The organism is Streptomyces sp. NPDC047022, from assembly GCF_040644155.1.
Taxonomy (GTDB): domain Bacteria; phylum Actinomycetota; class Actinomycetes; order Streptomycetales; family Streptomycetaceae; genus Streptomyces.
The window spans coordinates 30,502-48,064 of record NZ_JBEYVV010000017.1 but is presented as its reverse complement, the minus strand read 5'-3'; the positions used below and the strand labels follow the sequence as shown (position 1 = coordinate 48,064).

General features: G+C 68.7%; 15 protein-coding genes, 2 tRNA genes and 1 pseudogene. 12 read left to right on the top strand and 6 right to left on the bottom strand.

Features of this window, described 5'->3' with window-relative positions:
- Positions 1-12: 12 nt before the first annotated feature.
- The 6 genes and pseudogenes from gyrA (at position 13) to ABZ845_RS19165 (ending at position 6,666) form a co-directional block, all read left to right on the top strand.
- Complete coding sequence (gene gyrA / locus ABZ845_RS19190; protein WP_360980844.1) at positions 13-2,607, top strand: DNA gyrase subunit A; 2,595 nt, start codon at positions 13-15, stop codon at positions 2,605-2,607.
- 19 nt (positions 2,608-2,626) lie between these two features.
- Complete coding sequence (locus ABZ845_RS19185) at positions 2,627-3,319, top strand: DUF3566 domain-containing protein (protein WP_360980841.1); 693 nt, start codon at positions 2,627-2,629, stop codon at positions 3,317-3,319.
- 215 nt (positions 3,320-3,534) lie between these two features.
- Positions 3,535-3,611, top strand: a tRNA-Ile gene (locus tag ABZ845_RS19180).
- A gap of 401 nt (positions 3,612-4,012) precedes the next feature.
- A pseudogene (locus tag ABZ845_RS19175) lies at positions 4,013-4,677 on the top strand (maleylpyruvate isomerase N-terminal domain-containing protein).
- Between the two features lie 624 nt (positions 4,678-5,301).
- Positions 5,302-5,811, top strand: coding sequence for a hypothetical protein (locus tag ABZ845_RS19170; RefSeq protein ID WP_360980838.1), 510 nt, complete (start codon positions 5,302-5,304; stop codon positions 5,809-5,811).
- A gap of 108 nt (positions 5,812-5,919) precedes the next feature.
- The gene (locus tag ABZ845_RS19165; RefSeq protein ID WP_360980835.1) at positions 5,920-6,666 is read left to right on the top strand and encodes an SIMPL domain-containing protein; all 747 of its coding nucleotides are present in this window, start codon (positions 5,920-5,922) and stop codon (positions 6,664-6,666) included.
- A gap of 84 nt (positions 6,667-6,750) precedes the next feature.
- On the opposite strand, the gene ABZ845_RS19160 is transcribed toward ABZ845_RS19165, so the two are convergent.
- Entirely contained in the window at positions 6,751-7,092 is a 342-nt protein-coding gene (locus ABZ845_RS19160) for a VOC family protein (protein WP_360980832.1), read from the bottom strand.
- A 274-nt stretch (positions 7,093-7,366) separates the two neighbouring features.
- Complete coding sequence (locus ABZ845_RS19155; protein WP_360980829.1) at positions 7,367-7,801, bottom strand: DUF6344 domain-containing protein; 435 nt, start codon at positions 7,799-7,801, stop codon at positions 7,367-7,369.
- A 336-nt stretch (positions 7,802-8,137) separates the two neighbouring features.
- On the opposite strand from ABZ845_RS19155, the gene ABZ845_RS19150 reads away from it, so the two are divergent.
- Both ABZ845_RS19150 and ABZ845_RS19145 read left to right on the top strand, forming a co-directional pair.
- Entirely contained in the window at positions 8,138-8,266 is a 129-nt protein-coding gene (locus ABZ845_RS19150) for a DLW-39 family protein (RefSeq protein WP_003999697.1), read from the top strand.
- Positions 8,267-8,558: 292 nt separating this feature from the next.
- Positions 8,559-10,004 (top strand): hypothetical protein, encoded by a 1,446-nt coding sequence (locus tag ABZ845_RS19145; protein ID WP_360980826.1) that lies wholly within the window; start codon positions 8,559-8,561, stop codon positions 10,002-10,004.
- A 64-nt stretch (positions 10,005-10,068) separates the two neighbouring features.
- Here ABZ845_RS19145 and ABZ845_RS19140 read toward each other — a convergent pair whose 3' ends face one another.
- Positions 10,069-11,706 (bottom strand): protein kinase, encoded by a 1,638-nt coding sequence (locus tag ABZ845_RS19140; protein WP_360980823.1) that lies wholly within the window; start codon positions 11,704-11,706, stop codon positions 10,069-10,071.
- Positions 11,707-11,791: 85 nt separating this feature from the next.
- Entirely contained in the window at positions 11,792-12,340 is a 549-nt protein-coding gene (locus ABZ845_RS19135; protein ID WP_360980820.1) for a helix-turn-helix transcriptional regulator, read from the bottom strand.
- Between the two features lie 182 nt (positions 12,341-12,522).
- On the opposite strand from ABZ845_RS19135, the gene ABZ845_RS19130 reads away from it, so the two are divergent.
- Positions 12,523-12,595 (top strand) — tRNA-Ala (locus ABZ845_RS19130).
- Positions 12,596-13,346: 751 nt separating this feature from the next.
- Here ABZ845_RS19130 and ABZ845_RS19125 read toward each other — a convergent pair.
- On the bottom strand, positions 13,347-14,093 hold the full coding sequence (locus ABZ845_RS19125; protein ID WP_360980818.1) for a DUF5324 family protein: 747 nt from the start codon (positions 14,091-14,093) through the stop codon (positions 13,347-13,349).
- 412 nt (positions 14,094-14,505) lie between these two features.
- Here ABZ845_RS19125 and ABZ845_RS19120 point away from each other — a divergent pair, with 412 nt between their 5' ends.
- Both ABZ845_RS19120 and ABZ845_RS19115 read left to right on the top strand, forming a co-directional pair.
- Positions 14,506-15,036: a peptidylprolyl isomerase gene (locus ABZ845_RS19120; protein ID WP_360980815.1), complete on the top strand. Its 531-nt coding sequence runs from the start codon at positions 14,506-14,508 to the stop codon at positions 15,034-15,036.
- A gap of 97 nt (positions 15,037-15,133) precedes the next feature.
- On the top strand, positions 15,134-16,054 hold the full coding sequence (locus ABZ845_RS19115) for a rhomboid family intramembrane serine protease (RefSeq protein WP_360980812.1): 921 nt from the start codon (positions 15,134-15,136) through the stop codon (positions 16,052-16,054).
- A gap of 302 nt (positions 16,055-16,356) precedes the next feature.
- On the opposite strand, the gene crgA is transcribed toward ABZ845_RS19115, so the two are convergent.
- Positions 16,357-16,611: a cell division protein CrgA gene (gene crgA / locus ABZ845_RS19110; RefSeq protein WP_360980809.1), complete on the bottom strand. Its 255-nt coding sequence runs from the start codon at positions 16,609-16,611 to the stop codon at positions 16,357-16,359.
- Between the two features lie 142 nt (positions 16,612-16,753).
- Here crgA and ABZ845_RS19105 point away from each other — a divergent pair, with 142 nt between their 5' ends.
- The gene (locus tag ABZ845_RS19105; protein ID WP_360980806.1) at positions 16,754-17,557 is read left to right on the top strand and encodes a DUF881 domain-containing protein; all 804 of its coding nucleotides are present in this window, start codon (positions 16,754-16,756) and stop codon (positions 17,555-17,557) included.
- Positions 17,558-17,563 lie beyond the last annotated feature (6 nt).

Below are 17,563 nucleotides of genomic sequence, written 5' to 3'. Positions count from 1 at the left end.
TCTTCACCAGCAATGGCCGACGAGAACACTCCCGTGACGCCTGAAGAGGGCGGCGAAACCACCCTGCGCATCGAGCCCGTCGGGCTCGAGACGGAGATGCAGCGCTCGTATCTCGACTACGCGATGTCCGTCATCGTCTCGCGCGCGCTGCCCGATGTGCGGGACGGTCTCAAGCCCGTGCACCGCCGCGTCCTGTACGCGATGTACGACGGCGGCTACCGGCCCGAGAAGGGCTTCTACAAGTGCGCCCGTGTCGTCGGCGACGTCATGGGCAACTACCACCCGCACGGCGACTCCTCGATCTACGACGCGCTGGTCCGCCTCGCGCAGCCGTGGTCGATGCGGATGCCGCTGGTGGACTCCAACGGCAACTTCGGTTCTCCGGGCAACGACCCCGCCGCCGCCATGCGCTACACCGAGTGCAAGATGGCGCCGCTGTCCATGGAGATGGTCCGCGACATCGACGAGGACACCGTCGACTTCACGGACAACTACGACGGCCGCTCCCAGGAGCCCACCGTCCTGCCGTCCCGCTTCCCGAACCTGCTGATCAACGGATCGGCCGGTATCGCGGTCGGTATGGCGACCAACATCCCGCCGCACAACCTCCGCGAGGTCGCGGCGGGTGCCCAGTGGTACCTGGAGAACCCGGAGGCCTCCCACGAGGAGCTGCTGGACGCCCTGATCGAGCGCATCAAGGGCCCCGACTTCCCGACCGGCGCTCTGGTCGTCGGCCGCAAGGGCATCGAGGAGGCGTACCGCACGGGCCGCGGCTCGATCACCATGCGCGCGGTGGTCGAGGTCGAGGAGATCCAGAACCGCCAGTGCCTGGTGGTCACGGAGCTGCCCTACCAGGTCAACCCGGACAACCTCGCGCAGAAGATCGCCGACCTGGTGAAGGACGGCAAGGTCGGCGGTATCGCGGACGTCCGCGACGAGACCTCCTCCCGTACGGGACAGCGCCTGGTCATCGTGCTCAAGCGGGACGCGGTCGCCAAGGTCGTCCTGAACAACCTCTACAAGCACACAGACCTGCAGACGAACTTCGGCGCCAACATGCTGGCTCTGGTCGACGGCGTTCCGCGCACCCTGTCCCTGGACGCGTTCATCCGCCACTGGGTGACGCACCAGATCGAGGTCATCGTCCGCCGTACGCGCTTCAGGCTGCGCAAGGCCGAGGAGCGCGCGCACATCCTGCGCGGCCTGCTGAAGGCCCTGGACGCCATCGACGAGGTCATCGCTCTCATCCGGCGCAGCGACACCGTCGAGATCGCGCGCGAGGGCCTGATCAGCCTTCTGGAGATCGACGACATCCAGGCGAACGCCATCCTCGAGATGCAGCTGCGCCGTCTCGCGGCCCTGGAGCGGCAGAAGATCGTCCAGGAGCACGACGAGCTGCAGGCGAAGATCCGCGAGTACAACGAGATCCTCGCGTCTCCGGTGCGCCAGCGCGGTATCATCAGCGAGGAGCTGGCCGCGATCGTGGAGAAGTTCGGCGACGACCGCCGCAGCCAGCTGATCCCCTTCGACGGTGACATGTCCATCGAGGACCTCATCGCCGAGGAGGACATCGTCGTCACGGTCAGCCGCGGCGGCTACGTCAAGCGCACCAAGACCGACGACTACCGGGCGCAGAAGCGCGGCGGCAAGGGGGTGCGCGGCACAAAGCTGAAGGAGGACGACATCGTCGACCACTTCTTCGTGTCCACGACGCACCACTGGCTGCTGTTCTTCACCAACAAGGGCCGCGTCTACCGCGCGAAGGCGTACGAGCTGCCCGACGCCGGCCGGGACGCGCGCGGCCAGCATGTCGCGAACCTGCTCGCCTTCCAGCCGGACGAGGCGATCGCCGAGATCCTCGCCATCCGCGACTACGAGGCCGCGCCGCACCTGGTGCTCGCCACCAAGGGCGGTCTGGTGAAGAAGACGCCTCTGAAGGATTACGATTCGCCGCGCTCCGGCGGTGTCATCGCGATCAACCTCCGGGAGATGGAGGACGGATCGGACGACGAACTGATCGGTGCCGAGCTGGTCTCGCCCGATGACGATCTGCTTCTGATCAGCCGGAAGGCGCAGTCGATCCGCTTCACGGCGACCGATGAATCGCTGCGTCCGATGGGCCGTGCCACCTCGGGCGTCAAGGGTATGAGTTTCCGTGAAGGCGACGAGCTTCTCTCGATGAATGTTGTACGGCCGGGTACGTTCGTGTTCACTGCCACCGACGGCGGGTACGCGAAGCGGACCGCTGTCGACGAGTACCGCGTCCAGGGGCGTGGCGGCCTCGGTATCAAGGCCGCCAAGATCGTCGAGGACCGCGGCTCGCTCGTCGGCGCGCTGGTGGTCGAGGAGAGCGACGAGATCCTCGCCATCACGCTGTCGGGCGGTGTGATCCGTACGCGGGTCAACGAGGTCAGGGAGACGGGCCGTGACACCATGGGCGTCCAACTGATCAACCTGGGCAAACGCGATGCCGTGGTCGGTATCGCCCGTAACGCCGAGGCGGGGCGCGAGGCGGAGGAAGTCGACGGTGACGAGACCGGGGACGAGACCGCCGAGGGCACCACGGCCACCGGCACGGACGAGGGTGAGGCGCCCTCGTCCGAGTAAGCACGAGGAGTGAGTGAGCGTGAGCGGAGCCACGGACACCGGACCGGCCGGCATGGAATCGGACGGCGGCGGCCATGGCTCCGCCATCGGCTCGGAGCACTCCCAGGACACGCAGGGATCCCAGGGGGGAACTGTGACGGAGACGCGGGGCCAGGGAGCCCGGCAGCAGATGTCCGGCTCCGCGCCCGCGGCAGGCATGGGCGAGCCGGCGGCCTCCCCCATGCCGGGTGAGCGCCCGTCCCCGCAGGCGGCGGGTCCCTACCACCCGCCGCAGGCGTACCCCGCGCAGCCGCCGGCGGGCGCGGTACGCCGTCCCCGGACCGGTGCGCGGACCACTCCGCAGGTCCGCAAGGCGCGGTTGAGGGTGGCGAAGGCCGACCCATGGTCGGTGATGAAGGTCAGCTTCCTGCTGTCCATCGCGCTCGGCATCTGCACGATCGTGGCGTCGGCGGTGCTGTGGATGGTCATGAACGCCATGGGCGTCTTCTCGACGGTCGGCGGCTCGATTTCGGAGGCCACGGGCTCGAACGATTCGAACGGCTTCGACCTCCAGTCGTTCCTGTCCCTGCCGCACGTCCTGATCTTCACGACGGTCATCGCGGTCATCGACGTGGTCCTGGCGACCGCTCTGGCGACCCTCGGGGCGTTCATCTACAACATCTCCGCGGGCTTCGTGGGCGGCGTCGAGCTGACGCTGGCCGAGGACGAGTAGAAGCCGCTCCAGGCGCCCTGGGCGCCCCACGCCGTCCGGTGGAGCCGGACCTGAGAGCGCACCCCGGACGGGGTGCGCTCTTGCGCTCCCGGGACAGCCGCGACCGCGTCCTGGAGCGGGGCAGCGCGAGGCCCTCGATATCGATTTTGGGACTTCCCACCTCGTGCGCTAATCTTCAGGGGTCAGCGCGCGGGACACACACCGCAGAGCGCGGCGGGGCTATAGCTCAGTTGGTTAGAGCGCATCCCTGATAAGGATGAGGCCACAGGTTCAAATCCTGTTAGCCCCACCAGTGAAAAGACCCCCAGCCGATACCGACTGGGGGTCTTTGACATCCATGGCTGACATCAGCCGATGAGTGGATCTTCCAAAAGCTCCGCGAGCATGCCGACCGCTTCCCGCTCACTGTCGCCGACCACGTGCGTGCAGACGTCCATGGCATGCTGATCTGGCTGTGCCGAAGGATCGCCTGAGCGCCACCTTGGGGTGCACCTTCAGAAAGGCCAGCAGGGTGCCGCAGGTGTGCCGGGCGAGGCGAACCGTGATCCGGCTTCAGAATGTGGACACGGCGTCATCTGAGGGCGCCCGGCCCGTGCCGCGCGCTCGCCGCCTCGGCTGTGAAAATCACTGTCCGGTTGTCGGAACACGGTGATAGAGAGTCCATGTGACAACGACACTTACGTTCCCGTTCTGTTGCGACTGATCGACGAACGGTCGAGCGCCTTCCGCGCCGCGGTCGCCTCCGCGCCCAGCCTCGACGTACAGGTGCCCGCACCGGAGAGCGCCCCGGCTGGGCCTCGGGAACGCGAGGCCCTGCTGGCCTGGTTGGCGGAGTCCACGGAGCAACTGCTCGACGCACTGCGGGAGGCCGGCCCGGATCGCGGTTGCTGGACGTGGTGGGGTGCGTCCAGTCGCCGCAGACCTGTGGCGCCGTCGCCCGGCACCAGCTCCAGCAGATCGCGGTGCACACCTACGACGCCCAGGTCACTGTGGGTGCCCCGGAGCCGCTGCCGGATGAGGTGGCACTCGACGGTGTCGAGGAGTTCCTGTTCACCTGCGTCGCAACGACGAGTGCCTGGCCGCACAAGCCCACTGCCTTCGACTTCCACGCCGTCGAGGGCCACTCCTGGCGCCTCACGGTCGACGGCGACGGCGCACGCTCCACCCGTATCTCCGCGCCCGGCACGACGCCTGTCGCCGCTGCCGACGAGGGCCCGAACGCGGCTGGCGTCTCCGTTCGCGGCACGGCCAGTGAGCTGGTTCTCTTCGTGTACGACCGTATCCCGGCGGACTCCCTGCAGATCGAGGGAGACGCAGGCTTGTTCGACCTGCTCCGCGCGTGGGACCCGGAGGAGTAGTCAGCCCCACCAGTGAGAAGACCCCCGGACCATCTGGTCCGGGGGTCTTTTGGTATCACCGGCGGCCGAGGACTTCGCTGTGGCGGATGCCGAGCACCAGGACTCGGACAGGCCGCGTGGAAGCGGTGTGCAGGGGAGGGGACTGCATGAGCGGCTGATAGGTCGGCAGTCAGGCGGACACGGCGACCTACCCGGTCACCGAGGTGACCGGGACGACGGGCACCCGGTCAGGGGTGATCGTGAGGGAGCCGCCGTCGTTGTGCCTCCCGGCGTGGACCTCGGCGCGAGAAGCGGGCGGACTCCTCAGTTCCGTGCGGGCGGCTTCCGGATGAGACCCCGTTTCGCCGCTTCCTCCGGCGAGGTGCTGGAATGTCGACTGTGCGTCCCGGTGCTCTGCAAATTACTTCAGGGTCATATTCTGAGAGTCTCAGGGGGAATTAAGAAATCCTGCCACCCTTGCGGGCGGCGCACGCCCCCGGGTGATGCCACACCGGATGTTCGGCGGCGACTCCCCGCGACACGAGGGTTTCAAACCCCGCTGATCGCGATTTCAAGCCGCTTCGACCGTATATGGTCATGCTCGCTCGCGTCGCAGTAAGTATCACCGTCCGAAAGGAAACGGCTATGTCCATTTCAAGGCGTTGCCTGGCTGTGGCTTTGATGATCTCACTATCGGCAATCGGAGGCTCCGCCTCTGCGACCTCGAAATCCCGGTCCGGGAATCATGAGGAAGCGGCCACGGGCTACGAAGTGATCAAACTGCACGGGAAGATGACGCATTTCAAGTCGAGCCGTAGTGCAGGCAAAGCGGTCGGGGTGGGCGATCAGGTTCTCATCACGGAAAAACTCTTCCGCAACGGGCGTAAGTACGGCTTCTCCGCAACCATGTGCACGCAGGTCGGAGGGCCCGTGAATCCCACCCCGGCTAATCCGTCCACCCAGCTGTGCACGGGTGTCTACAGTCTCCGTGACGGGGAGGTGACCTGGGAAAATACGCTCGCTTCCACGCGGCAAGGGACTCCGCCGCCATGGAAGACGGCTATCACCGGCGGCACGGGCGCGTACGCAAATGCGCGTGGCTATATTCTTGTTGACGGGACTAAGCACAACTATATGGTCTATCTCGTACGCTGAAGTTGAGATGCCTTGAAGGCCTGCCGGCGTTCCGCCTTCGGGTCTCGCTCCCGAATCCGAGGTGGCGACCTTCAAGGCATTGATGGAGTCGGTTCCCGGTGGAAGGGCATGTTCCGCACGGAGTCGGCGAAGGTACGGCCGAAGCGCGGCAGGGCGATGTACTCGTCGATCAATCCTGTTGCGACGGTGCGGTGTTACCGATTCCATCCTCGAACTGCAGAAATCACAGAGCCCTGGGGGCTCAGTGTGCTCGGCGCAGGGAACGTGTCGGCGGAGTCCCGACCGGCCCAGGCAAGGCTTGCGGTCGACCTCCTGGCACCGACACCCAAAGAAGCCTTTGAACAGGCTGGAGCTGCGGTTGTCAGGCCGCGGACCGTGCTGCGCGAGCATGGGGTACCCGACTCCGAAATATCGGGGTCGCGCCTCGCTCTCAAGTCGGATTTCAAGGGCTACGACGCGGAGCGGACGTTCCTCGGCTATCGCTGCGAGGCGACGTACATCGTGCAGACCGAAGACCTCGATCGGCTCGGACTTCTGATAGAGGACGCCGTCAGGGCCGGTGCGAACCGAGTCGACGAGGTGTCCTTCGACGTACTCGACAAGCCCGCGCTCCGGGACGAGGCTCGCCGCAGGGCGGTCCGGGCCGCACGGCGCAAGGCCGAGGTCTACGCGGATGCCTGCGGTGTGCGGCTCGGCCTGTCATACACATTCAGGACGTCGACCCGGAGCCGCTCGGGCTGCGCAGTCATGGGACTCGCATCGGAGGGGACCCCGAATCCGCCGGTGACACGCCCTACCGCCTGTCGTGCTTGCTTCCGCATGCCGGGCAGGGACCGGGCTTACCGCATCCCATGAAATTATGTGCCGGTATATCGGCTTGCTTCCGGTATGCCCTGGCCGGGTTCAGTGCTGCCGTGCCGCACCTGGACCGACGGCTCATCAGTCCCCCGGGGTCCATGCCGCGAGCTCGTTGCCACCCGGCTCCCGGAAATGGAAGCGCCTGCCGCCGGGGAAGCCGAACGCCTCGACCGTGATGGTGCCGCCCGCCTTGAGTACCGCGCTCCGCGTCGCCTCCAGGTCGTTCACCCGGATCACGGCGAGCGGCCCTGCCGGGGCCTCCGAGCGGTCCTGCTGGAATCCGAGGCTGACTCCGTTGCCGCAGTCCACATCGGTGTACTCCGGGCCGTAGGCAGTGGCCGCCCAGCCGAAAACGGACTGGAGGAACTCCGCGGACTCCCGGGCCGAGGTAGTGGGGAACTCGACCATCGAGAAATTCTCCATACCTTCGATCTTAGGGAGGGCGAGGGGCTGTTGAGGCCCTGTCGGCCGGACGGGAGCGTGCCGGATCCGGCACGAAGCGGCCCTGACCGCTTGAGGGTTGCCGTGCGTCAGTTCGGGACGTGGGCGACACCGATGGCCCGGCGCCTGTGGGGCAGGTGCCGGGCCGTTCGCCGGGAGGGCGTTGTACGCAGATCGCCCGTGGTGGTGCCGCAGTACCCCTGCGAGGGGCGGTGGTGCTGGAGAAGAGGGGCTCTGGATCCTCTGGATCAGTGAGTCAGCGCTGGAGCCTTGTGCCCGGCTCCACGAGCGGGGGCACGGGATCGGCGCGGGGCCGGAGGGCGGAGCGGGCGAGTGGGGTCGTGAGGGCGGTGGCCGCCGTGATGCCCAGCGCGGGCTGGTGCTGGCGGGAGCCTGGAGAGGAGCCGTGGGCCTCGGCGCTGATGCGTTGCTTCATCGTGGGGGGTAGTGACGGATCGCGGGTCCAGGTCCCCCGTGACTGTGTCGGCAGCGTCACGCGAGGGATGCTGTCGGGTTCCGCCAGAGACTGGCCGCTTTGGAGCTCCGGCTCGGGCCGGCTGCTGTTGCGCTCCGGGTCGGGCTGGGGTACCGCGGCGGTGGCGGTCGTGGTGATGAGTCCGAGCGCGGTGCACAGGGCGAGGAAGGCGGTGACGACCGCGTTCCACAGCTTCGAGACCTTGTTCAGGGCCATGTCCCCTCACATTCGGGTCGAGCGATTTGCGTACTTTCCTCATGATGTGTATGAGAGCGAGGAAGTGGTGGACCGACGCCCGCGGCGCCGCGATCTTCGGATGAACACCACTCGTATGGACGCAAGAGGTCCGGAAAGTCATGGAAGGCGAGGGTGGGTGGCCAAAGTCACCTTCTGTGAGGAGTGGTCACCCCGAGGCGACGGTGGCGGTCACCCTTCGTACTGCGTTGTGCCGGGCCCGAGTTGAGGGCCGACTCAGGTCACCGATCGGTATCGATCGGTGTGTATAGTCGGGCGCCAGAGGTCCCCTACGTCAAGGAAAGACGAGGTCGCGCGGTGAAGAAGCTTCTCCTGGTCGCACTGGCCGCCATCGGCGGGCTCCTCGTGTACCGCCAGATCCAGGCGGATCGCGCCGAGCAGGATCTGTGGACGGAGGCGACTGACTCCGTGCCCACGGGTTCGTGAGGTCCCACAGACAACAGATTCGGAGCAAACCCCGGCCGCTGGTGCGGTCGGGGTTTTGTGTTGTACGGGCCGTGGGTCCCCCGCCCGTTCGTGGTGCCGAAGGAGGGGGACGGGGCCGGGCAAGGGAAGCCTTTCGGCCGCTTGTACGGAAATCGCGGGTGCGGCTGTGGCGCGCGAGGCAGGATGGCCGTCCGGGCTGGGTACGGCGAGGGGGCGCGTGATGGGCAGGCGCACGGGGGCGCGGCAAGGAGTGCCCGGATGTGCTCGTACAACGGTGCGTACGGCGCTGAGCTTGTGTGCGACCGTGGTGCTCACGGCGCTCACGGCGACCGCCGGGGCGCCTGCGGCGGGGGACGCGCCTGTATCCGAGACTGTCTCCACGCTCTACAGCGGCGCCTCGGCCTCGGCCGCGTCTTCGCCGCCTCCGTATGCCTTCGCCCGTGACGCCAGGAGCGTCGAGGGCGCCACGGGCACCACTGCCGCGGCACTTCTGGAAGCCGGACGCGCCTACAGAAGTTCCCTGCCCGCCGTGGGCAAGCGCTACTACCGCCTGGAGCTCGATTCCGCGGAGAACGCCTATGTCTCCGCGACGGCCGTTCCCGGTGCGGGCGCGCAGGTCACGTCCTCCGACGGGCTGAAGGTGTCCGTCCAGGACGCCGACGGCACCACCTGCTCCACCGGAATCGCACACTTCGGCCCCACCCAGAGCCCCCATCCGATCGTCGCCTCGGCCTCACGCGAGACCGGTCCGGACACCTACGGCTGCGCGGTGGGCGCAGGGGTGTATTACGTCGTCGTGGAACGGCGCGCCACGGCGGGTTCCCCGGCCGCGTCCGGCGACTGGAGCCTTGAGCTCGGCTATGTGTCCGAACCAGCCCCACGGGGGGCCGGTGCGACGGCCCCGCCCGGGTCCTGGAACTCCGCGAGCCCGGAGCCCGTCCTGGGAGACGCCCGGCGCCGGGCGGGAGGGGCGGGCTTCGCCACGGCCGGCGCCCTGGGGCAGGGCGTCTGGCAGGACGCGATCAAGCCCGGGCAGACCGTCTTCTACAAGGTGCCCGTCGACTGGGGGCAGCAGCTCTCGGCCGTCGCCGAGCTCGGCAGCTCCACAGGCGGGGACGGCGGCGGCTATGTGGGCACCGCCCTCGCCATGTCGCTGTACAACCCGGTGCGCGCCCACGTCGACGACGCCGGAGCCGGTTACAGCGGCGCCCAGGCCTCGGCGGCCCTCGATCCGCTGCCCCCCGTCGCCTACGCCAACCGGCGGGCCGTCAGCGACCGCGTGGGCGCGATGCGGTTCGCGGGCTGGTACTACCTCGCGGTGCACCTCGGCGCACCCGTCGCGGGCAGGTTCGGGGACGGGCCCTTCGGGCTGACGCTGCGCGTGCGCGTGAGCGGGACGCCGGCCGCTGCGCCGCAGTACGCCGGGCGGTCGGTGCCCCGCGATGTCTTCGAGGTCACGGCCGCGGACCGGGAGGAAGCCGCGCCGAGGCCGGGGGAGACGGTCGGCGCGGGTGGCGGCTCGGCGGCATCCGGTGCGGATGCGCCGAGAAGAGGCGGTACGCCTGGAGGCGGCGCCCCGGCGGGCGGCGGAGTGGCCGCCGGACGGGCGGACAAGCCCCGCGGCGCGATGGAGCTGGTCGCCGCGGGGGGAATCGGTACCGGCGGCGTCCTGGTCCTGTGGCTCGGACTGTGGACGGTGGTCGCCCGTCGGCGGGCGCGAGGCGGGTGGGCCGGATGACCGTCGTCCAGATGTCTCGTATGCCTTGAACGTGTGTGATCCGACAGGTGCGACGTCGTACGGGTCAGATGCGCGCCAGGGCCCAGAAGCCCACCGCGAAGCACAGTAAGGCGAGCAGCAGGACCGGTACGGCGACCTTCGCCGGGGGGCCCGGGCGCCGGGCCGGCCTCCTGGCGTGCCGCACCGTCTCACGCGGCCGGGGGGGTGTGTGCGGCGACACGTCGGCGTACGTCTGGGCGGACTGCCGGACGGCGAGCGCCGGGACAGCGGTCTGACCGGTCGCGGGCATGGACGTGCGGGCGAGGTGCGGAGCCTGGACGGGAAGGGCGTGGGCCGGGGCCGGAAGCACAGGTGATGCGGGCGGTCCCTGAGGCTCGCGCGGCAGTGGCAGCGGAGGCGGGAGGTGGAAGCTCCCGGTGTCCGACATCCCGGGCGACCGCGGCGGTGGCGTCGGGTCGGACGCCGGTCTGGGCGGTACGACGAGCGGCGCGGACGGGGGCCGGTGCGTCGGCGGAGTGGGATGAGCCGAGGCGGCAGAATCCGGCGGCACCGCGACCGGTCCGGGGACGGCTGACCCGTTCGTGCCGGGTGCGGAGAGCGCGGAGGGTTCGGAGGGTGCGGTCGTGCCGGAGGCTGCGGGCGCGGTCGTGGGCGGCGGCGGTATCAGACCGGTCGAGGGCCGCAACGGTCCGCTGCCCGTCCCGGTGCCGCCCGTTCTTCCCGCGGTGCCGCCCGCAGGTGTTCGTGTTCCCGAGGATGTGCCTGCCCCTGCCCCTGCCCCTGCCCCGTCGGCCACCGTGCCCGTGACGGAGGGCGGCGTGCGCAGCGGACCCCCGGGGCCGAACCCCTCCGGGAGCGGCCCGAGCTGGTCGAAGATCTCCACCTGCTCGACGTCGTCCTCCGGCTCGGGCAGTAGTTCCCTCGCCGCCGCCAGGGCCTTGCGCGCCCCCGTGGCGCTGCGGAACCGTGCGGCCGGGTCCGGCTGGAGGAGGGTCGCCACGACCTCCCACAGCGGCTCGGGCACACCGAGCGGCGCTCCTGGTGTGCCGTTGGCCGTGAAGTACTCGACCAGCGCCTTCGTATCCGGCTTCGCGCCCTGCAGCAGATACAGCGCGACCAGTCCGACGCCGAACAGATCGGCGGTGAAGTCCGGGTCCGACCCCATCAGTTGCTCGGGGGCGAGATAGCCGGGCGTGCCCACCACATAGTCGGTCTCCGTCAGACGCGGCTCGCCCAGGCGCATGGCGATGCCGAAGTCCGAGAGCCTGAGGCGCGGCCGGGCGGTGCCGGTGGCGTCGAGCAGCACGTTGGCGGGTTTGATGTCGCGGTGCACCACCCTCTCCGCGTGCACGGCTGCCAGCCCGGACAGCAGTTGGTCCAGCAGGGTGCACACGACGGCCGGCGGCAGCGGGCCGTAGTCCTGGACGAGATGGACCAGTGAGCCTCCGGCGACGAGATCCATGGTGAACAGGACCTTGTCGTCGTCCGCGGCCCAGCTGGCGGGCGCGAGCACATGCGGGTGGTCGATGCGCAGCGCCTGCTCCCGCACGAACCTGAGGAGCGTGTGGGCATCGCTCTGCTGCAGGACCTTGGCCGCCACATACCGGCGCCTGCGGTGGTCCCACGCGCGCCAGACCGCCCCGACTCCCCCGCGCCCGATGGGGTCGACCAGCTCGTACCGTCCGGCGAAGACCTCACCCATGGTCGTGCGTCGCTCCCCCTTCCGTACGGCGGTCAGGACTCCCGCGCACCCCCCGGCGCGAGAGTCCCCTGCGGCAGGTGCCGGCTCAGTTCTGGTGGGACTGGTAGTGGGCGACCGCGTCGGAGGTGCGGCCGGCCCCGTACACCCGGAGGAACTCTGCCAGTTCCGGGTGGCTCGAGGCGAGGGTGTCCGCCGCCTCGATGATGTCCCCCGCCGCGGCGACCGAGCGCAGCAGCGACTGAATCTCACGGACCACCCGTTTGACCGTGGGTACGCCCGAACTGTTCGTCGTCTGCGTGGTGTTGCTGAGCACGGATCCCCCCTGCGACTTCCTGATCTCGTCCATCCGATCCGTCGCCTCGGCAGCGCTCACGCTGCCGTCCGCGACCTGCCCTGCGAGGTCCTGCAGCAGCTGCACCCGCTGAACCACCGCGGGATTGCCGATCTTGGCACGTTGACCGCTCATCAGCTGTGACAGCATCGGTGCGGACAGGCCCAGCACCCCGGCGAGCCGGGCCTGGTTGAGCCCGAGATCCTCGATGAGCCTACGGAACAGGGCTCCGAGCGGCTCTCCATACCAGTTCCGCTGCAGCTCCCGCGCTCTTGCGGTGGCTTCTTGCTGTGCGGCGTCCATTGCGTCTCCCCAGCGCTTCCCCAAATACCGTGGTTCGCTCCAGCGAACCACGACGAGCATCTTACGGAGAGTGGTCGCCCACCGGGACCCCCCAATCTTTTGTGAGATACGGGGGGTGACCCGGTACTCTAGTCCGCAGCGCCCGTCGGCAGCTGGTTCTGCCGGGCGGACGCATCCCTTTCGGGGCCTTAGCTCAGTTGGTAGAGCGCTGTCTTTGCATGGCAGATGTCAGGGGTTCGACTCCCCTAGGCTCCACTTGGTAAATGCCCTTTGATCTGCGGAAACGTGGTTTCGGAGGGCTTTTTTCATGGCTGCCGCATGCCCGGCCGTGCCCACCGCGTGCCCAGCGTGGGTGCATCCGGTTCATCGGGAGCGGGGCCCTTGAACTCAAGGGTTTTCCCGATGGCTCCCTCGTCCTCCGGGTCGCCTCGGCACTTCTCGTCTCGTCTCGCCCGTGCCTGGACTCGAAGTGATCGCGCCGTGCGCGTAGTTGTGGCCGCTTGGTCGGGGGGCCTGGCCCGTACGCAAGGGCTGCGACGACCGCGCCGACGGTCGGCCCGCCTTTGGTGACGTGGGTCGTGTCACACCCTGGCGCCTCCCTGGTGCGTTTGGGGCACATCAAGAGATTTGCAGTCGTTGCATTCGTTTGCACGGGCTCCTGGGCGAGGTAGCGGTCCGTGGCGTGCCGTACCGGTGATCGGTGTGGTTCGCGGGGCGTGTGGCGTGAAATGGGCAGATTCGAGGTGACTTGAGTAGGGTGCGGCACTCGAGGTGCGTAAATGGAAAACTGCGCTCCGTAAGTGAAGTCTCCACGGAACTTGCACAGATAGTGCGTTGCAAATGTCATCACAGGGGAAGAAGCGAACGCCGTGCGGTGGATGAGCGGTGTGTCTGAGAGCCTGCGGCGTTCCACGTGAAACATCACCGCGGGGCGGGAGACCACACGTCTCCCGCCCCGCGGGTGGTCGCTGACCGGTGAGGTGGAGGTTGGAGGGCCGGCCGGGGCTCAGGGGCGGTTGTCGTCGTCGGTGGAGTCGTCCTCGGCCTGCTTCGCCTCCACGTCGGGGTCCAGGACGCTCGGCCCGGTGCCGTCCACCGACGCCAGACGGTCGCCCGGCGGGACGTCGGTCGCGGCGGGAGGCTCGACAAGCCAGTCCGGGTTCGCCTGCTTGTCCCACCACTTCCAGGCGGCGAAGGCGCCGCCCGCCAGGACGCCCACCATCGCCAGGCCCTTGGCGATGCGGCCCGCCTTGGCCCGCCGCTGCTGCTTGCGCACCAGCTTCTGGATCTGCCGCGGTGAGACCTGGCCGCGCAGTGCGGCCAGCGCCGCCGCTCCTCGTGCGGTCGCCTCCTCGCGCGCCGGGCCGGCCGCGGCGACCGCCTGCTCGATGCGGGGGCGGGAGTACTCGGCCGCCTGACGGGCCGCCTTGCGGGTGATGGCGGCGGCGTCCTGGGCCGCCTGGTCCACCCGGGGCGGCACATGAGTCCGGGCCTGTTCCAGGCGCGGCGCGAGGTGGGCGTCGTACTGGACGCGGGCCTGCTCGGCGGCCTGCGACATCTTGGGTGCGAGGCGGATACGCGCCTCTTCAGCGGCCTGCGACACCCTGGGTGCGAGGCGGACGCGCGCCTCATGTGCGTAGTGGGCTGCCTTGTCCTTGGCCGTGTCGGCGTAGGGCGCCACCACTTCCGCGGCATGCAGCACGCTGTCCTTCGCCGAACCGGACGCGGCACGCACGCTGTCGATGCGGGTCACGGGTTCCTCCTCCTCGGTGGCGTACGGTAATTCGACTTTCCCGCCTTTTACGGATCATGCCTCTCGCCGAGCCCTCGAGCATGCGACGACGGGCATCCGGGTCACATCCGGGTCATGGGCGCTCGGTGGACGACGCCGACGGTTGCGAAAGCGGTTGAATACGGGGCAACAGGAGCTTGTCGACGACAATGCCACGGATCGCCGCCCGCCGCTTCCGTGACGGGATGACTCGTCCGGTTTTCCTCGCGTCCTGAGCGGGTCCTGAATGGGTCCTGACCGCGTCGTGAATGTGCCTTGAGCGCGTCTTGAGCGCGCACAGCTCCGCCGACGGTGCGCCGCTCCGGTGCTCCCGCGAGCGGGCCGCGTGCCGTGCGAGGATCAGGGAATCACAGAGGACAACGGAAGGCAGATCGTGGCTGAGCAGCTGTACGCCACCCTGAAGACCAACCACGGCGACATCGAGGTCCGGCTCCTGCCGAACCACGCGCCCAAGACGGTCCGTAACTTCGTCGAGCTCGCCAGGGGCGAGCGTGAGTGGACCCACCCCGCCACCGGTGAGAAGTCCACGAAGAAGCTCTACGACGGCACGGTCTTCCACCGGGTGATCAGCGGGTTCATGATCCAGGGCGGTGACCCGCTGGGCAACGGCACCGGCGGCCCTGGCTACCAGTTCGAGGACGAGTTCCACCCGGACCTCGCTTTCGACAAGCCGTACCTGCTGGCCATGGCCAACGCGGGGCCGGGCACCAACGGCTCGCAGTTCTTCATCACGGTCGCGTCCACGGCCTGGCTGAACCGCAAGCACACGATCTTCGGCGAGGTCGCCGACGCGGCCAGCCAGAAGGTCGTTGACGCGATCGCCGCCACCCAGACCACGCGTACGGACCGCCCGGTCAACGACGTCGTGATCGAGTCGGTCGTGGTCGAGACCCGCGAGGGCTGAGCCCCGCGGGGCACCCCGCACGAGGGAACAAAAGCGCCCCGCCCGTCCGTCCAAGGAAGGGCGGGGCACCCCGTCGTACGGAGAGTGAGGGGACCGCATGGACCAGGCTCCCGGCAGCCCGCCGCAGGGCCCGCCGAACGAGGAACCGCACGGAGCGCGCGAGCTTCCGGGCTGCTACCGGCACCCGGATCGCGAGACCGGTATCCGCTGCACCCGCTGCGAGCGCCCCATCTGCCCGGAGTGCATGGTCAACGCCTCGGTCGGCTTCCAGTGCCCGGACTGCGCCCGTACGGGAGGCTCTGGCGGCACGGCGCGCTCAGCGGCCGCCTCCCGGCCGCGCACGCTCGCGGGCGGCACCATGACCGCCGACCCCCGGCTGGTCACCAAGATCCTGATCGGGATCAACCTCGCCTTCTTCCTGGTCCAGCTCTCCATGGGCAGCGACTTCACCAACCGTTTCGAGCTGGTCGGACAGGCCCGGTTCTCCGGCTTCGGCCCGCTCGAGGGCATCGCGGAGGGCCAGTGGTACCGGCTGCTGACCTCGATGTTCCTGCACGCCAACTACGTCCACATCCTGTTCAACATGCTCAGCCTGTGGTGGATCGGCGGCCCGCTGGAGGCGGCCCTCGGCCGGGCCCGCTACACCGCGCTCTACTTCGCCTCAGGGCTGGCCGGCAGCGCGCTCACCTATCTGCTCGCCGACCCGGTCCAGCCCTCGCTCGGCGCGTCCGGGGCCATCTTCGGGCTCTTCGGGGCCACCGCCGTGCTGATGCGACGGCTCCGCTACGACATGCGTCCCGTCATCGCGCTGCTGGTGATCAACCTGATCTTCACCTTCAGCTGGGGCAACATCGCCTGGCAGGCCCATATCGGCGGGCTCGTCGGCGGCGTCGTCGTCGGCTACGCCATGGTCCACGCCCCGCGTGAACGGCGGGCCCTGGTGCAGTACGGGGTGTGCGCGCTGGTGCTCGCCCTCGTCGTGGTCATGACGGTGCTCAGAACGGCCCAGCTCACCTGATCGGCCGATGTGCACAGGCCGTAGCCCGAGGTTGTACCCAGCGTTGTCCACAGTCCTCGGCGGATCGTGCACACGCAGGTGAGAATAACCGCGCCCCCTGTCACCGACCGGAGTTTTCCCAGGTGGGACAGGGGGCGAACAGGTTTGCGGAGGCTGGTGATTCCGTCATACCAGCGTCAATGCTCAGCGGGTTATCCACAGATCGTCGTTCTTTTTCCACCGACCGACGCCTCTGTGGACAAGGCTGTGGATAACTTAGCGCAGGGGCATGGGCAGAGCCGGCCGCCAACGGGCGGAGGGCCCTACTTCCACTGGGTGGAGACGCCGAACCCCGCCGCGATGAACCCGAAGCCCACCACGATGTTCCAGTTGCGCAGGGCGTGGATCGGCAGCGAGCCGTCGGTCACATAGAAGACGACGATCCAGGCGAGCCCGATGACGAACATGGCCAGCATCACGGGCGCGACCCAGCCGCGGTTGTTCAGCTTGATGGCCGTCGCCTGCTTGGACGGCGGCGGCGTGTAGTCGGCCTTCTTGCGGATACGTGACTTCGGCACGAGGGTCTCTCCTGTCGATGCGCTGCGTGGCCGCGCAGGGAACTGGGTCGGGCTCCGGGGCAGGGTACAAGGGGACACTGAGCACTCCCCCGGGCGTCCGTTAGCGTAGTGCTTCCGCGGCGCCGAAGGAGATAAGGGTACGTTGAGCAATACTGCCGACTCCCCCGAAAAGGGTCCCGGTACCCCGCAGACGGAGTCCCCTTCCCCCCGTACGGGCCGGTTCAGGCCCGGCCGTGTCCTCACCGCGGGCGTCTTCGCCCTGGCAGGTCTCCTTTTCATCACGAGCTTCAACACGGCCAGGGGCACCAACATCCGCACGGACTCCTCGCTGCTGAAGCTCTCCGACCTCATCCAGGACCGCAGCCACAAGAACGCCCGGCTCGACGCGTCCGACGCCGCGCTGCGCGACCAGGTAGAGGCTCTCGCCAAACGCACCGGCGGCGGCATCAGCAAGGCCGACGAGGCCCGCCTGACGGCCCTGGAGGGCAACGCGGGCACCCAGAAGCTCACCGGCAGGGCCGTCACCGTCACCCTCAACGACGCCCCGCCGAACGCCACCGCCAAGCTGCCCGGCTACCCCGAGCCGCAGCCCGACTACCTGGTCATCCACCAGCAGGACCTGCAAGCCGTGGTGAACGCCCTGTGGCAGGGCGGCGCCCAGGGGATCAAGGTCATGGACCAGCGGCTGATCGCCACCAGCGCCGTGCGCTGCGTCGGCAACACCCTGATCCTCCAGGGCCGCGTCTACTCGCCGCCGTACAAGATCACCGCGATCGGGGACCCGGACAAGCTGCAGCAGGCGCTCGCCGCCTCCCCCGCGATCCAGAACTACATGGTGTACGTCAACGTCTACGGGCTCGGCTGGAAGGTCACCGACGACGGGACGGTGACTCTTCCCGGCTACTCGGGCACAGTGGATCTGCACTACGCGAAGCCCGTGGAGTAGACCCCG

Bases quoted from the DNA above. Each gene is read 5' to 3' on its own strand.
- gyrA (WP_360980844.1), top strand. From the start codon at position 13: ATGGCCGACGAGAACACTCCCGTGACGCCTGAAGAGGGCGGCGAAACC.
- ABZ845_RS19170 (WP_360980838.1), top strand. From the start codon at position 5,302: ATGTCCATTTCAAGGCGTTGCCTGGCTGTGGCTTTGATGATCTCACTA.
- ABZ845_RS19165 (WP_360980835.1), top strand. From the start codon at position 5,920: ATGTTCCGCACGGAGTCGGCGAAGGTACGGCCGAAGCGCGGCAGGGCG.
- ABZ845_RS19160 (WP_360980832.1), bottom strand. From the start codon at position 7,092: ATGGAGAATTTCTCGATGGTCGAGTTCCCCACTACCTCGGCCCGGGAG.
- ABZ845_RS19155 (WP_360980829.1), bottom strand. From the start codon at position 7,801: ATGGCCCTGAACAAGGTCTCGAAGCTGTGGAACGCGGTCGTCACCGCC.
- ABZ845_RS19140 (WP_360980823.1), bottom strand. From the start codon at position 11,706: ATGGGTGAGGTCTTCGCCGGACGGTACGAGCTGGTCGACCCCATCGGG.
- ABZ845_RS19135 (WP_360980820.1), bottom strand. From the start codon at position 12,340: ATGGACGCCGCACAGCAAGAAGCCACCGCAAGAGCGCGGGAGCTGCAG.
- ABZ845_RS19115 (WP_360980812.1), top strand. From the start codon at position 15,134: ATGGACCAGGCTCCCGGCAGCCCGCCGCAGGGCCCGCCGAACGAGGAA.